Source organism: Sphingomonas sp. Root710, assembly GCF_001429065.1.
GTDB lineage: Bacteria > Pseudomonadota > Alphaproteobacteria > Sphingomonadales > Sphingomonadaceae > Rhizorhabdus.
This window is the reverse complement of sequence record NZ_LMIB01000012.1, coordinates 926,180-940,227: the sequence shown is the minus strand read 5'-3', so window position 1 is coordinate 940,227 and position 14,048 is coordinate 926,180. Positions and strand designations below refer to the sequence as shown.

The following is a 14,048-nucleotide window of genomic DNA, read 5'->3' as shown; positions in this document are numbered from 1 at the left end:
ACATCAAGGTGCCCGTCGGCCCGCCGCCTGATCGAACAGACTGGGGTTGCCGCGCGTCCAGGCGGGCGTGAAGTTCCATGCGGACAGCTTCCACGCGCCCTGTTCGCGGCGCGCGGCGATGTCATAATGGCCGCCGACCGACAGGCTGTTCTCGCCTGGCGCGCGCCCGAAGAAATGCTCGGCGATCACATAGCAACGGGTCGCGGCTTCATCGCCGGACAGCCGGTGGACCATGTTGGTGATGTGGTGCTGGACAGCGTCGAACCCGCCGAGCACGGCCCTGACGATGGGTATGAAGCTGTCGACGCCGGTGACGATGGTCTTCTCGCCCGACCCGGTGTGATCGGGCAGAAGGAAGGTCGCGTCCGCCGCGAAACCCGCGCGATAGACGTCCCATTCCCCGCTATCGAGCGCGGTGACGGTGATGTGGACGAGGTCGTCTAGTGCGCGCTTGTCGAGCAGCGCTTGCAGCGTGGCCATATTATGACCCCCGCGACGCCGCGACGTCGCAGCCCGCCAGATAGCCATGGGTGATCCCGCGCGAGATCGACATGCCGCTCTGATAGCCGATCGTATCGACCACCCCGGCGGCGTTGCCCGCCGCGTAGAGCCCGGCGATCGGCCGTCCGCGCGTGCTGATCACCCGCGCTGCGCCGTCGATCTTCAGGCCAGCGGAGGGGACGCCTGCCGTCATCTGGACCAGCCTGATCGCATAATAAGGCCCCTTTTCGATTGGGCCGAGCAGCGGGTTCGGCATGGTGTGATCGCCGATCGATATCTTGCCCCAGGGGCGCGAGCCCCGGCCGAAATCCTCGTCACGGCCCTGCGCGCAGAAGGCGTTGAAGCGCGTGACCGTGGCGGCGAGATTGCCGCCGTCGATCCCGGCCCGTTTCGCGAGTTCGGCCAGGCTGTCGCCCTGCACCGCGACGCTCTCGGGGATCGGGCCGTCATGGCCGAAGGGGCCGATGCCATATTTGTCGCGATAGGTCTGATCGAAGACGAAGAAGGTCGGCAGGTTCGGCGTGCTCATCGTCAGCCCGTCAAACTGCGCCTGGGCGGCGTGCATGCCCGGATGGAAGGATTCGTCGGCGAAGCGTCGTCCGTCCTTGTTGACGAAGATCATGTGCGGCCGCCCGGCGAACAGAGGCATGCTGAACATGCCGCCGGGGGCGTCGGGGTGGGGGACGCGGGTGCCGTTGAGCAGCGGCGTGAACAGCGGGTTGCGCATCGCGATCGCCGCGCCGACGTCGCCCGCCATCACCATATGGTCGCCGGTCTGGTTGGGGGTGGTGACGGTGTATAGATCGGCGCGCTGCTCGTAGAGGCGGACGAGCTCGGGGTTCCAGTCATAGCCGCCGGTCGCGAGCAGCACCGCCTGCGCGCGGATGCGGCGCCGCCCCTCGGGGGTCGAGACCTCGACGCCCAGAATGCGTTGATCCTCGCCGATCAGCCGCTCCACCTTCACATTGGTGCGGATCTGTGCGCCATGGCGAAGGGCCGTGTCCATCAGCCGCGCAACCACGCCCGCGCCGCCGCAGACGAGATGACCGGCGGTGCGTTGCGCGACGAGATCGACCAGCTCGGGCTTCATATTGTCGGGCGCCGCCTCGTCCCGCCCGCCATTGACTGCGGCGATGTCGGTCTGGGTGAGGCGCGACGAGGTATAGGGCGAAAGGATCAGCAACGGCTCGAATGCGCCCAGCTGCCGCGTGTCGAACGGGCCGACCTCCAGATAGCGGCCCGGCCCCTTCGCGCCCGGGGCGTGGCCGTCGAAATAGTCGGTGCGGTTGGGCATGATGCTCAGCGCGAAGCCGGCATGATCCTCGAAGAATTCGATCGCCTCGTTCATCTTGACGGTGAAATGCTCGCGCAGGTCCGCGTCGCCGAGCCCCGCCGACAGGAAGGCGAGATAGGTCAGCGCCTCGTCGAGACTGTCCTCCACCCCCTCGCGCTTCTGCACGAAATTGGCGGGCACCCAGATCTCCCCCTCCGAGAAGGCGGTGAGGCCGCCCAGCATGCCGGTCTTTTCGATCAGCAGCACCCGGGCCCCGTGCACGGCCGCCGCCGCCGCACCCGCCATGCCCGCACCGCCGGAGCCGACGCAGACAAAATCGAATTCCTCATCCCAGGTCATGCCGCTCACCATCCATTCTCATCGGCCGCACTATCCCGACTTCACGGATAAGTAAACGGCTGTTTAAATGAAGTGAGCGTGGTTTGCTGGTGAAATTTCGTCCTCAAGCCCCTGGGCGCGGGAAGATCGGCTCGGGATCACCGCCGACGGCGCTGGAAGGGCTAATCGACCGCGATCATTCGGCGGTCGCGATCGCAACCTCGATGCGTCCGTCCGAGACGCGGGTTTCGAAGGTGGCCACGGGTTCGGTGACGGGCGTCGTCAGCGCTTCGCCGGTCTTGATGCAGAATTTGCCCTGATGCAGGGGGCATTCGATGCAGCCATCCTCGACCCAGCCGTCGGAAAGCTGGGCTTCGCCGTGGGTGCAAAGGTCATAGACCGCATAATGCGCGCCCTCATGTAAAAAGAGCGCGATGGGTTTGCCGCCGGCGCTGACCGGAACGACTTCTCCCTCGGCAACCAGACCCTCTGGCCCGACATCGAACCATGTGACCATCATCTCGTCTTTCTCAGATCGGGAGCGCGAGCAGCGTCTGCACGCGCGAAGTTTCGAACACGCAGCGCTTGGATGCGAAGCGCCAGCCGTCGTTGGTTGCCACAGCGCGGCTCAGGTAGCGGCCGGTCTGATAGACCAGCGATTCGCCTGCCTGGTTCGAGTTGATCACCAGATAATTGCAGGTGAACTCGACCGCGTGTTCGTCGGCATGGCCGATAGCGAGTCCAGACAGGAAGTGCCGATAATGCTGTGGCGAGAAGATGTTGGCGTTGCGCAGCGAAATCACGCGGTCGCGCAGCATCCGCTGATTGTCGCAACGGATGACCGGGGCCGGAAAGCCGGCATCCTCATTCTCACGCGGAATGATCTCGTACAGGCAGTCCTCGACGAACAGCGAAGGCCATTCCTCGAGCCGATCATTATCGATCACGTCGATATACTGGTCGAGCAGTGCCTGGATTTCCAGGCGGAGCAGCATGGTCGGGTTCATGCCAGCGCCTCCACGCGGCCGGCCGCCGGTTCGACGGGCAGGTCCATCAGTTTGCGATAGCCGCGCCAGAAGCTGCGGATCAGATTCTCGGTGATCAGGGTGTTGTGCTGATCCGGCGCATTGCGCGCCATCTCGATCACCGAATGCTGATCGCCATCGCGGACCGTGCCGCGCTGGACGAGCTCGGTCGCCTCGGTATCTTCCATCGAGATATAGCCGGCCGGGCCTACCAGGTTCGCCTGTTTGATGCGCAGCGCGCGCAGTTCGGGCGTGTCGTCGGCATAGCCGAAGAAATGAAAGATCAGCTCGAAATTATTCGGCCCCTTCGGCAGCAGCTGCCGTGCGACCAGCGTGTTGTGGATCTGCTGGATGACCAGCTGGGGGAAGATCGGCTGGATGTGGTTGGTAGCGACCACGTCATATTCGGGGACGAGTGCCAAGATGCTGTCATCCTCCAGCTTGAACCCTTCGTCATAGGAACGGATCGCCTGTTGCTTATAGGCCTCCTCGGTGCCGCCTTCTTCCTTGATCGCGAGGATGATGCTGTGAAGCCCCTCCTTGCCGTCGGTCTGGCAATGGGCCTTCATGCCCACACGGAAGATGTTGAACGTCGTATGGAACAGGTGAAGCAGGCTGGCGTGATAGGGATCCTTCACATTCTCCAGATAGAGCTTCCAGTTCGAGTTGGAGAATTGCCGGGTGCAGCCGAGATATTCGACCGGCTTGTGGAATACCCGATCGATGAACCCGGCCATGTCCGGCCCGACATAATCGGCGAAATCCTCGACCTCGTCGCTGAACGTCGCGAACACCAGCCCGCGATAGGCCTGCACCCTGAGCTGGCGCATGCTGTGATCGGCCGGGTTGAAGTCCCGCGGCATGCCTTCGGCGCCTTTCTGTCCGCGCCGGAAGGGAACGCCGAGCAGATTGCCCCGCGTGTCGTAGCTCCACTGATGATAGACGCAATTGTGGCTGGTCGCGTTGCCGCGGGCCAGGCGGCAAACCATCGCGCCGCGATGGGCGCAGCGGTTGACCCAAGCAGCGAGTTCGCCGTCTTCGGTGCGGGTGAGCACGACGGGCGTGTCGCCGACGAAGCTGCTCTTGAAGTCCCCGGGATTGCGGACCTCGTCTTCCAGGCCGAGGAAGTTCCAGGTCGGGCCGCGATATATCCGTTCCTGCTCGCGGTCGTAAATCTCCTGGCTGCTGAAAACCGCATAGGGAACACGCGATCCGTCATCGCGCATGAAGGAGACGTTGGCTTGCGCCTCTACGCCGGATGCCGTCGACACATTGGAACTCCCGCTCAGGTTGACGGGCTTGGGTGCTGACGAACGGCGGGTCTGCCAATCCGGATACGGCCGGGGAGATGGTGACTATCCGAATCTGGCAAGAATATCGTATCGTGGCGTCGCGCCGCTATCGTCTAACGCCGAAGCAGTGCTTAATCTCAGACATGTGACCGGCGATCTGGAAAGGAAGGAAGGTCCGTTACGATGATCGGCCAACAGCTTTCCACCCATCGTGATTGCCGCCTGTTCGTTTCCGACGACCTGGAAGAGACCCGCGCGCGCATTGCAGCGGTGATGCAACCGCACGAGCTTCGGCCGGCGGGCCCCGCAGCACCCGTTCGGGCGCGTATGAGCTACCTGCGCCTGCCGGGTGTCGGCGTCGGCACGATCAGCTTCGGGCGGATGGAGCTGCATCTCGACGAGGTCGATGACTATCATCTCCTGATCTTCTGCATGAAGGGTCATGCCAGGATCCGCTCGGGCCGGAGCGAATATCAGATCGGCGGCTCGCGCGGCCTGTGCCTGGCGCCCGGGGAGCCCGTCAGAGCGCTTTTCTCCGAGGATTGCGAACAGCTGGTGGTACGCGTCGATGCACGCACCATGCGGCGCAACAGCGCCGTTTCCGATCCGGTGCTGCGGCCGATGCTGGACCTGTCGAGCGCGGCGATGCAGCCATGGGCCAGGCTGGCGTCGTTGATGACCGACGACGCCGCGATGATCGATGTCCTCCGCCGCGACCAGAGGATCGCGGCCAATTACGAGCAGTTGTTCGTGAGCGCGCTGCTCGAAGGCCAGGGGGTTAGCGAAGGCGGCGCCCGACGCGTCCGTGTGGCCCCGGCGGCTGTGAAGCGCGCCGAAGACTATATCGAACGGCATCTGGCGGAGCCGATCACGCTCGGCGACATCGCTCTTGCCGCCGACGTGCCCGTGCGCACCTTGCTCAACAGCTTCGAGAAGTTTCGGGCGGTCAGCCCGATGCGTCATCTTCGCCACCGCCGTCTCGACCACGCGCATCGGCTGTTGATGGGCGGTGACCCATGTCTGACGGTGGCCGAGGCGGCCCTGGACGCCGGCTTCACCCATCTGGGCCGCTTTTCGCAAGCCTATCGCGAACGCTTTGGCGAATCCCCGTCCGAGGGCTTGAGGCGCGCTGTCCTTTCCAAGGCCAACTGACCGCGAAACGGACGCGGGTATCTCACCCGAGGGATGGCGACATGATGCAGAGGTTCTTTATTTTCGTCCAGGCTGCAACAGGCAAGGCCAGCGAGCTGGGCGTCGCGATCGCCAAAAGCAGGATCAGCTACATCAAGGACATCAGCTCGATCAGCGGCAAATGGGATCTGCTCCTGCGGGTGGAGATCGATGGCCGCCGCGATGTGTCGCAGGACGTGATCTCACAGCTGTTCAGATTTCCTAATATCGTCAAGACCAAGACGGTCGTTGCCTATGCCGTATATGACCCGGCCGACTATACGCTCGAGGACGATTTCGACTGACCGGCACGTCCTGGCTATGTGTAGCTGAGCTTAACGGTATTAAGTTATTTAAGCTGGATTGCATCCGAATCCCACCTATTCCTAACCGCGATGGTCGCCGGGAAAGCCGTCGACCGATGTCGCGCGGCCGCATCGCCGGGCGCGCAGCGTGATGGGAACAGAAATGGACAAGACAGCGGACGTCGCAACGCGGATTGCCGCCCTGGTGAAGGCAGCCGAGCCGGGCATGATCGCCATGCGGCGCGATTTTCACGCCCATCCCGAATTGTCGTTCGACGAAAACCGGACCTCCGCCGAGATCGGCAAGGCCCTGGCAGCCCTGGGCATCGATCACCGTACCGGTGTCGGCCGTACCGGCGTCGTCGGTAACATCGCCGGCGGACGCCCCGGCCCGACGCTGATCATCCACGCCGACATGGACGCGTTGCCGATCCAGGAGCGGACCGGCTTGCCCTATGCGAGCAAGATCGATGGCCTGATGCACGCTTGCGGGCACGACGTACACGCCGCCACCCTGGTCGGTGTGGCGAAGGTTCTGAAGGACCTTGCCCCGGAACTCGCCGGCAATATCCGCTTCATCTTCCAGCCGGCGGAAGAAACGCTGGAAGGGGCGGCGGCGATGATCGAGGACGGCATATTGGAAGGCGTCGACATGGCGGTCGGCTTCCATAACGAGCCGCACATCCCGGTCGGCAAGTTCGGCGCAGTGCCGGGCGCCACCTATGCCGCCAGCGACGAATTCAAGATCACCGTGCGCGGCAAGTCCGGCCACGCGGCCGAGCCCCATACCGCCGTCGATCCGATCGTCGCGGCAGCCCATCTCGTGACGATGCTGCAGACGATCGTGTCCCGCGAGGTCGATCCGGTGGATGCCTGTGTGCTGACGATCGGCATGATCCACGGCGGAACGGCGCCGAACATCATCCCGGACAGTTGCGAGATCGAAGGGACGTTGCGGAGCCTGTCGGTTCCCGGGCGCGCGCTCGGCGAAGCGGCGATGCGGCGGATCATCGCTGGGACCAACGCGGTCTTCCGCGCGGAATGCGGCCTGGAATGGATGCCGGGCGTGCCACCGACGGTCAATTCGGACGCCATGCTGCGCGCCGTTCGCGGCGCTATCGAGCAACAATTGGGCGACGTCTTCATCCCCTCCGCGCCAAGCATGTGCGTCGAGGATTTCGCGATGATCGCCAATCAGATGCCCAGTTTCTACCTGCAAGTCGGGTCGGGCAGGCCCGGCCGCAACGACCGGTTGCACAACTCCGCCTATGAACCCGACGAGCAGTGCATCGCGCTGGCGGCGCAGGCGCTGGTGCGTTCGGCGGTCGACCTGCTGTCGGCTGCCGGCGAGGGCCCGGTGACGCGGTCCGCCGCCAATGGCCAGTAAGATGGGTGGCGCCACCGTCCGTATCGACCGCGAGCGCCTCTGGAGCCTGCTGAACGAGTTCGGCGGAATCGGCGGCACGGCCAAGGGCGGCGTCCGGCGGTTGGCGTTCACCGAAGAGGATCGGCGCGCACGAGACCGGTTCCGCGCGCATTGCGAGGCCGCCGGCATGACGGTCCGCGTCGATGGCATCGGCAATATGTTCGCGCGGCGCGCAGGGTCCGATGCAGGCCTTCCCGCTGTCATGATGGGCAGCCATCTCGATAGCCAGCCATCGGGCGGGCGCTTCGACGGCGCCCTGGGTGTCCTGGCGGGGCTGGAGGTGGTTCGGGCGCTGAACGACGCCGGCGTCGTGACGCGCGCGCCGATCGAACTGGTCAACTGGTCCGATGAGGAAGGTTCGCGATTCGGCCATACCCTGCTCGGATCAGGCGTGTGGTCGGGCGTTTTCGACCTGTCCGAGGCCGAGGGCTTCGCCGATACGGACGGCGTCACGGTGGGCGAGGCGCTCGAGCGCATCGGTTACCGGGGCGGGGAAGCGCCGCCCGCCAATGACTATGGCGCTTATTTCGAGCTGCATATCGAGCAGGGGCCGATCCTCGAACGCGGCGGCGTGCAAATCGGCGCCGTGACGGGCGCCCAGGCGCAGATCTGGTACGACATGACGTTGACCGGGCAAGACAGCCATGCCGGCACGACCCCGCCAGCGGCGCGGCGCGATGCGCTGGTCGGCGCGGCGCGGATCGTCGACCTGGTCGATCGCCTGATGCGGGCGCGTGGTGAAGACGGGCGCGGCACGGTCGGCCATCTCACCGTGGAGCCGAACAGCCGCAACACGGTCCCCGGCCTCGTCAAGCTGACCATCGAGTTCCGGCACCCGTCGACCGAAGAGATCGCCCGTATCGCGGACGAGTTTTCGAGCGAGGCGCATCGGCTGGCCGAAGCCGCAGGTCTGCGGGCCGAACTGGCGGAACTGTATCGCATTCCGGCCCGGAAGTTCGATCCCGCCTGCGTCGACATCGTGCGCGCATGCAGCGGGCGGCTCGGCTATTCGCAGCAGGACATGGTCAGCGGCGCCGGGCACGACGCGGTCTATGTCTCGGCCCGCGTGCCGACGGCGATGATCTTCACGCCCTGCGACGGCGGCCTTTCGCATAACGAGGCGGAAAGCATCTCGCCGGATCAGGCCGAAGCCGGCTGCCAGGTGTTGCTTGAAGCCGTGGTCGCTCGCGCCAATCAGCAAGCGGCATGAAGCTCTCGGCCATCATTTCGAGCGGACCGATGTCCGCCCCTTTCAGGAAAGTGACGATATGAGCACCACCGATTTCGAGACCATCCCTGCGCGGCGCGGCATGGCGGCGAGGATGAAGGCGGGGCAGTTGCTGCGTGTCCGCAACACCCATGGCGCTCAGATCGTCGATACCTGGGCGTTCAACGCCGACGATCTCACCGAGTTCATGTCGATGGAGCACAGCCGCGCGCATATCCTGAAATATATCCCGGCGATCGGCGATATGATGCTGACCAACCGGCGCCGGCCGTGCCTGACCTTTCTCGAGGATACTGCGGGCGGTGTCCACGACACCCTGATCGCTGCCTGCGACCGCTATCGCTTCGAGCTGCTCGGCTGCGAGGAATATCACGACAATTGCACGGACAATCTCCATGCGGGATTGAAGGCGCTAGGCATCGGTGTCGCGGAGACGCCGAGCCCGCTCAACCTGTTCATGAACATCCCGATCGCGGCCGATCGCAGCCTGTCCTTCGATCCGCCGGTCTCGACGCCGGGCAGCCATGTCCTGCTGCGGGCGGAGATGGATCTGATCGTCGCCTTCTCGGCCTGCCCGCAGGATATCCTGCCGATCAACGGTGTCGCCTGCACGCCGACCGAGGCGCATTTCAGGATCGAGAACGCCTGATATTCAAGGACGGGGTAGGCGTTTCCTGGGGAAGCTGCCGCCCTGCTCCCGCCGGACGGCCCGGGCGCTACCGCGCACGGGCCGTTGCAGCGATCAGCCAGCGATCATGATAACGGCTTCGACCTCGACGGCGCAGCCCATCGGCAGCCGCATGACACCGACGGCAGAGCGCGCGTGCCGCCCGCGATCACCGAACACCTCGACCATCAGATCCGAGCAACCGTTCACGACCTTGGGCACATCGTCGAAACCAGGCCCAGCCTGAACGAAGCCGCAGAGCTTTACGACGCTCTGCAGGCGATCCCAATCGCCGCCGCACGCTGCCTTGAACTGCGCGATCAGGTTGATGCCGCACAGCCGGGCTGCGTCATAGCCCTCGGGGATGTTCAGGTCGACGCCGACCGTCCCGCGCGTCCCCACCCCGTCCTGGATCGGGAGCTGGCCGGAGACATGAACGAGATTGCCCGCCTGCTTGAAGCCGACATAGTTGGCGACTGGAGCGACGGGGGTCGGCAGGGTGATCCCGAGTTCCGACAGACGCTGTTCGATAGATGACATGATACACCTTTCTGGAAGGCCGGAGCAGTGATGCCGGCCCGGAGTTGAGTCGCTGAGCGACGGAAAACTGGCTGGTTCAGGCGGGCCGGAGACCGGCGGCGGCGATGCCTGCCAATCCCGCGATCTCATCATTGTCGGAGGTGTCGCCGGTGACCCCGACCGCGCCGATGGCGATACCGTCCGTTCCGGCCACTATGACCCCGCCAGCCGCTGGAATGACCGGATGGGGCGCCGACGCCGCGAGAGCACCGATGAACCAGGGCCTTTCCTCGGCCATTTCGCCGAGCTTGCGTGAGGAGACGCCAAGCGCCAGCGCGCCTGCCGCCTTGCCGGTCGCGATGAGCGCACGCGCGAAGGATGCGCCATCGCCCCGCTGGAAGGCGATGAGGTGTCCGCCCGCGTCGACCACCGCGACGCTGAGGGGCTTGAACTTCGCTTCGGTCCCCTTGGCGAAGGCTCCTGCGATGATGGCGTTCGCCTGATCGAGAGTGATCCGATTCATCGAATATCCTTTCAGCAAATTGGCGGCCCGGCCGATGGCGCGGTGATCAGTTGTGTGCGGCGGCGGGAACGGCAGGCCGCTGCCATTCGAACCGCGGCATGAAGAAGTGGACCAGCGGACCGATGATGGCGGCATAGACCAGCGTGCCGACACCGAAGCCGCCGCCAAGCAGGATGCCGATGGCCAAGGCCGCGACCTCGATGCCGGTGCGGGTTACCCGGATAGACCATCCGGTGCGCCGGCAGATGCTGGTCATCAGCCCATCCCGGGGACCAGGTTCGAGACCCGCGCCGATATAGATTCCGGTGGCGACGCCGGTCAGGATGGTTCCGCCCAGCATGAGTATCCACCGCAGGGACATGTCGTGCACATCCGGCAGGATCATCAGAGCCAGGTCGGCGGACGGACCGATGATCAGGACATTGAGCACGGTGCCGACGCCGATGCGCTGCTTCAACGGTATCCAGCTGAGCAGCAGCACCATGCCGGTTAACAGCGTCGCCGTGCCGAAACTGAGCCCAGTCGAGCGCTCCAGTCCCTGGTGGAAGACGTTCCAGGGTGACAGGCCGAGATCGCCGCGCACCATCAGGGCCCCCGCCAGACCGTAGAGAGCGAGGCCGAAGATCAACTGGCTGAGACGGCGGATCATCATGATGTCTTCATCGCTTAAAAAGAGCCGCCGGCAGTGACGCCGGCGGCAGAAACATATCCAGCGGTTCGCCGGTCCGATGTCCGGGCAGCGCTCCGCGCCGATCGGGCGGGAGCACGCATATGCGCGCCCCCGCCACCGGTTCAGAACCGGACGCGAGCGCCGACCGCGAAGCGGCGGCCCAAGGCATCGTAGGTCGACGGGAAGGTATTGCCGCTGTTGAACGTGGACGTGCCGGCGTTGCCGCCCACGATCGGCGGCTTCTTGTCGAACAGGTTGGTCACGGTCAGCGTCAAGTCGAGATGTTCGGTGACGTCGATATGGCCTGCCAGATCGAAATAGTCATAGGCCTTGATCCGTCCGAAATCGACGGCTTCCCCGGCCAGAACGCCGGTGGTCAAAGTGCCGGCGAACAGCTTGCCGAGACCAGGCTCATATTTCATGCTCGATAGGTGCCGCCACAGCAGCGAGATATCGACGTCGCCAAAGGACAGGGTGGTCCGCTGGTTCCACGAATATTCCGGCTGTAGCGAACCGGCGGCCGACGACGGGCCGGCCGAACCCGGCGATCCGCAGTTGGTGCTGTAGTAACCGACGCATTCGCGGAAGATCGACGCTGGCGTCGCGCGGAACTTCGAGCGATGGGTCCAGTTGCCCTGGAAGCCCAGGCTCAGCTTGGCGAAGCCCAGATCGCGATCATAGTTCACGCCCAGATCGATGCCATCGGTCAGGATCGTGCCCTGATTGGTGGCGACGAAGCTGAGGCCCGGCGTCGTGGCCGGATCGCCATCGAGCGTGCCGGTGACGGGGTTGCGGCGGATGGCCGTGCAGAACGGGCTCGATGCGCTGTCCCCGGTCAGGTTGCCAAAGCAGCTTGCCAGCGCGTCGCTGGGATTGGCCTGCGAAATCGCGCGGTTGATCCGGATATGGTAATAATCCACAGTCACCGACAGGCCCGGCACCAGGCCACGCGGCTGGAGAACGACGCCGAGCGTGTAGGTGTCGGCCTTCTCCGGCTTGAGCGCCGTGTTGCCGCCGCTCGTCGCATTGGCCTGGCCCAGCTGGGGATTGGTGATGCTGCCGATCGCTCCGACGGGTGCACCCTGGGCAAGGCAGACGGCGCGCAGATCGGCGTTGCTCAGCGGCGCCGCGCCGGCGCACGGGTCGGCGGGGATGTTCGCGCTGGTCAGGCTCTGGGGCGTGAACAGCTCGGCAACGTTCGGCGCGCGGACGGCGTGCTGATAATTGCCGCGGAACTTGACGCCATCGATCGGCTCCCAGGTCGCGCCGCCCTTGTAGGTGGTCGCGCTGAAGGTCGGTGATCCGGCGGTGTCCACCTTGTAGTGCGAATAGCGCACGCCGGCTTCGAGGGTCAGGCTCTTGAAGCCCGGCTTGTCGGATATGACGGGGGCGATGACCTCGCCATAACCTTCGGTGACGTCATAGCCGCCGCGGAAGGGAATGGTGGCGCCCGTCAGGCCGAGTTCGCCGTTGGTCTGGGCGAGCTGATCGGCATCCTGGCCCGACCGGTAGTTGCGATATTCCATCCCGGCCGCGAAGCTGATCGGCTTGTCGGCCCAGGGGCTCGATGCGCCGATGCTGCCTGACAGCAGCGCGCGCGCCTGGCCGAGCTTGGTGAAATAACGGCGCGACGTGCTGCCGCTGATGTAGCCGGCCTGCGCCGCGTTGATCGAGCCGTCCGGTCCGAACACGTTGAGCGGCACGCAGCCCGACGCGCTGGCGCCGCCGCCGATTCCCGGAACTGCCGGCGAGGAGCCGAGGCAGGTCGTCGTATTGGTGGCCCAGAGCGCAGTGCGGGCGCGTGACGTCAGCAGATAGCCCGAGCTCGACACCCGATTCTCGGATTCGCCGTAGCTGCCCGAAACGTCGAGGTCGATCGCCTCGGTGATGTTGACCTTCACGCCGGCCCGATAATCGAACAGCTCGGTCACATATTGCGAATTGCGCGGCCCGATCTCGGTCGAGCGACGGCCGATCGAGGTCGAAAAAGCGCGGAAGTTCGGATCGGAGACGCTCGTCGCGGTAGCGGCCGCGGCGCATTGGGCGGGGGTGAGCGTGCCGACCGCCACCGGCGCGCCGCTGGTGAAGGCATAGGCCTGATTGTTGGCGCAGAAAGTGGCCCGAGCCGCATCGGGCAGATAGGGATTGCTATAGGGTATCAACGCCGCCGAGCCGGCGAGGCCGGATGGCGCGACGATCACGTTGATCGTGTTCTTGGAATACATTCCGCGCGCGTAGACCTGGACGCTGTCGCTGATGTCGTAATGCGCCGCGGCATAGGCGTTGTACCGCTTGAACGGTGTCTGGAACAGATTGTAGGGGTTGATGTTGAAGCCGTCGCGACTCCCCACATAAGGCGTCAACGCACCGGTCGCGGGGTTGATCACCTGCGAGACGTTGCCCACGGTGAAGCGGCTCGGAACGGTCGTGCTCGAATTGTTGAGCGTGCCCGAGAAGGACTCGTACGGGCTGTAGCTGATGTCGCGCGCGTCCTGATAGACGGCGTCGTTCTTCAGATAGCCGATCGAGAGAACGACATTGCCGCGACCTCCGTCGAGATTTCCGCCGAGCGTGAGGTCGACCCGGGTGCCGCCGGCATCCCCGCGGCTGGTGATCTGCTTGGATGCGTTGAGTTCGACGCCGCTGAAATCTTTACGGGTGACGAAGTTGATAACGCCCGAGACGGCATCCGCACCATAGGTCGTCGCCGCGCCGCCAGTAAGCGTGTCGACGCGCTGGATCAGCGAGACCGGGATGTTGTTGAGGTCGACGCGGCCGACAGCATCCGCCGGCGCGATACGCGCGCCGTCCAGCAGGACGATGTTGCGGAAATTGCCAAGGCCGCGAAGGTCCGCATAGGACGCGCCCGCATTGCCGTTGTTCACGGCCGAGCCGATGCTGGGAACCGCGCCGGGAAGGGTGCGCAGCAATTCTTCGGCGTTGTTGTTCTGCCGAAGCGCGATCTCCTGCTGCCCGACGATCGAGATGGGGCTCGACGAAGTGAGGTTGGGATTGCGGATCAACGTGCCCGTCACGACGATATCCCCGCCCTCGGCCTGGGAACCGTCGACCGCCGCTGGCGGGGTCGCTCCATCCTGTTGCGCGAACAC

14 protein-coding genes are annotated in these 14,048 nt (G+C 64.9%); 5 read left to right on the top strand and 9 right to left on the bottom strand.

What is annotated here, in order from left to right; all coding sequences use genetic code 11:
• Positions 1–3: 3 nt before the first annotated feature.
• The 5 genes from ASE00_RS14300 to andAc form a co-directional block, all read right to left on the bottom strand.
• Positions 4–480: a nuclear transport factor 2 family protein gene (locus tag ASE00_RS14300; protein ID WP_056381299.1), complete on the bottom strand. Its 477-nt coding sequence runs from the start codon at positions 478–480 to the stop codon at positions 4–6.
• A gap of 1 nt (position 481) precedes the next feature.
• On the bottom strand, positions 482–2,134 hold the full coding sequence (locus tag ASE00_RS14295) for an FAD-binding protein (protein WP_162256462.1): 1,653 nt from the start codon (positions 2,132–2,134) through the stop codon (positions 482–484).
• Positions 2,135–2,309: 175 nt separating this feature from the next.
• Complete coding sequence (locus ASE00_RS14290) at positions 2,310–2,633, bottom strand: non-heme iron oxygenase ferredoxin subunit (protein WP_235538678.1); 324 nt, start codon at positions 2,631–2,633, stop codon at positions 2,310–2,312.
• A 10-nt stretch (positions 2,634–2,643) separates the two neighbouring features.
• On the bottom strand, positions 2,644–3,120 hold the full coding sequence (gene andAd / locus ASE00_RS14285) for an anthranilate 1,2-dioxygenase small subunit AndAd (RefSeq protein WP_056381296.1): 477 nt from the start codon (positions 3,118–3,120) through the stop codon (positions 2,644–2,646).
• Entirely contained in the window at positions 3,117–4,409 is a 1,293-nt protein-coding gene (gene andAc, locus ASE00_RS14280; protein ID WP_235538677.1) for an anthranilate 1,2-dioxygenase large subunit AndAc, read from the bottom strand. The genes andAd and andAc overlap by 4 nt, the downstream gene beginning before the upstream one ends.
• A 204-nt stretch (positions 4,410–4,613) precedes the next feature.
• On the opposite strand from andAc, the gene ASE00_RS14275 reads away from it, so the two are divergent.
• From ASE00_RS14275 to ASE00_RS14255, 5 genes are all read left to right on the top strand, one after another.
• Positions 4,614–5,582 carry an AraC family transcriptional regulator gene (locus ASE00_RS14275; protein ID WP_082594703.1) on the top strand — a complete coding sequence of 323 codons (969 nt, stop codon included), beginning with the start codon at positions 4,614–4,616 and terminating at the stop codon, positions 5,580–5,582.
• Positions 5,583–5,623: 41 nt separating this feature from the next.
• The gene (locus ASE00_RS14270; RefSeq protein ID WP_056381291.1) at positions 5,624–5,905 is read left to right on the top strand and encodes an AsnC family transcriptional regulator; all 282 of its coding nucleotides are present in this window, start codon (positions 5,624–5,626) and stop codon (positions 5,903–5,905) included.
• Between the two features lie 163 nt (positions 5,906–6,068).
• Positions 6,069–7,292, top strand: coding sequence for a M20 metallopeptidase family protein (locus tag ASE00_RS14265; protein ID WP_156405431.1), 1,224 nt, complete (start codon positions 6,069–6,071; stop codon positions 7,290–7,292).
• A gap of 1 nt (position 7,293) precedes the next feature.
• Positions 7,294–8,541 carry a Zn-dependent hydrolase gene (locus ASE00_RS14260; RefSeq protein WP_056381288.1) on the top strand — a complete coding sequence of 416 codons (1,248 nt, stop codon included), beginning with the start codon at positions 7,294–7,296 and terminating at the stop codon, positions 8,539–8,541.
• A 58-nt stretch (positions 8,542–8,599) separates the two neighbouring features.
• Positions 8,600–9,208, top strand: coding sequence for a DUF1989 domain-containing protein (locus ASE00_RS14255; RefSeq protein WP_056381729.1), 609 nt, complete (start codon positions 8,600–8,602; stop codon positions 9,206–9,208).
• Positions 9,209–9,301: 93 nt separating this feature from the next.
• Here the strand turns inward: ASE00_RS14255 and ASE00_RS14250 are convergent, their stop codons facing one another.
• From ASE00_RS14250 to ASE00_RS14235, 4 genes are all read right to left on the bottom strand, one after another.
• Complete coding sequence (locus tag ASE00_RS14250; protein WP_056381287.1) at positions 9,302–9,766, bottom strand: RidA family protein; 465 nt, start codon at positions 9,764–9,766, stop codon at positions 9,302–9,304.
• Positions 9,767–9,842: 76 nt separating this feature from the next.
• Positions 9,843–10,268 carry a GlcG/HbpS family heme-binding protein gene (locus ASE00_RS14245; protein WP_056381727.1) on the bottom strand — a complete coding sequence of 142 codons (426 nt, stop codon included), beginning with the start codon at positions 10,266–10,268 and terminating at the stop codon, positions 9,843–9,845.
• Positions 10,269–10,314: 46 nt separating this feature from the next.
• Positions 10,315–10,920 (bottom strand): YczE/YyaS/YitT family protein, encoded by a 606-nt coding sequence (locus ASE00_RS14240; RefSeq protein WP_056381285.1) that lies wholly within the window; start codon positions 10,918–10,920, stop codon positions 10,315–10,317.
• A 140-nt stretch (positions 10,921–11,060) separates the two neighbouring features.
• Positions 11,061–14,048, bottom strand: a complete 2,988-nt coding sequence (locus tag ASE00_RS14235; protein ID WP_321164028.1) for a TonB-dependent receptor domain-containing protein — start codon at positions 14,046–14,048, stop codon at positions 11,061–11,063.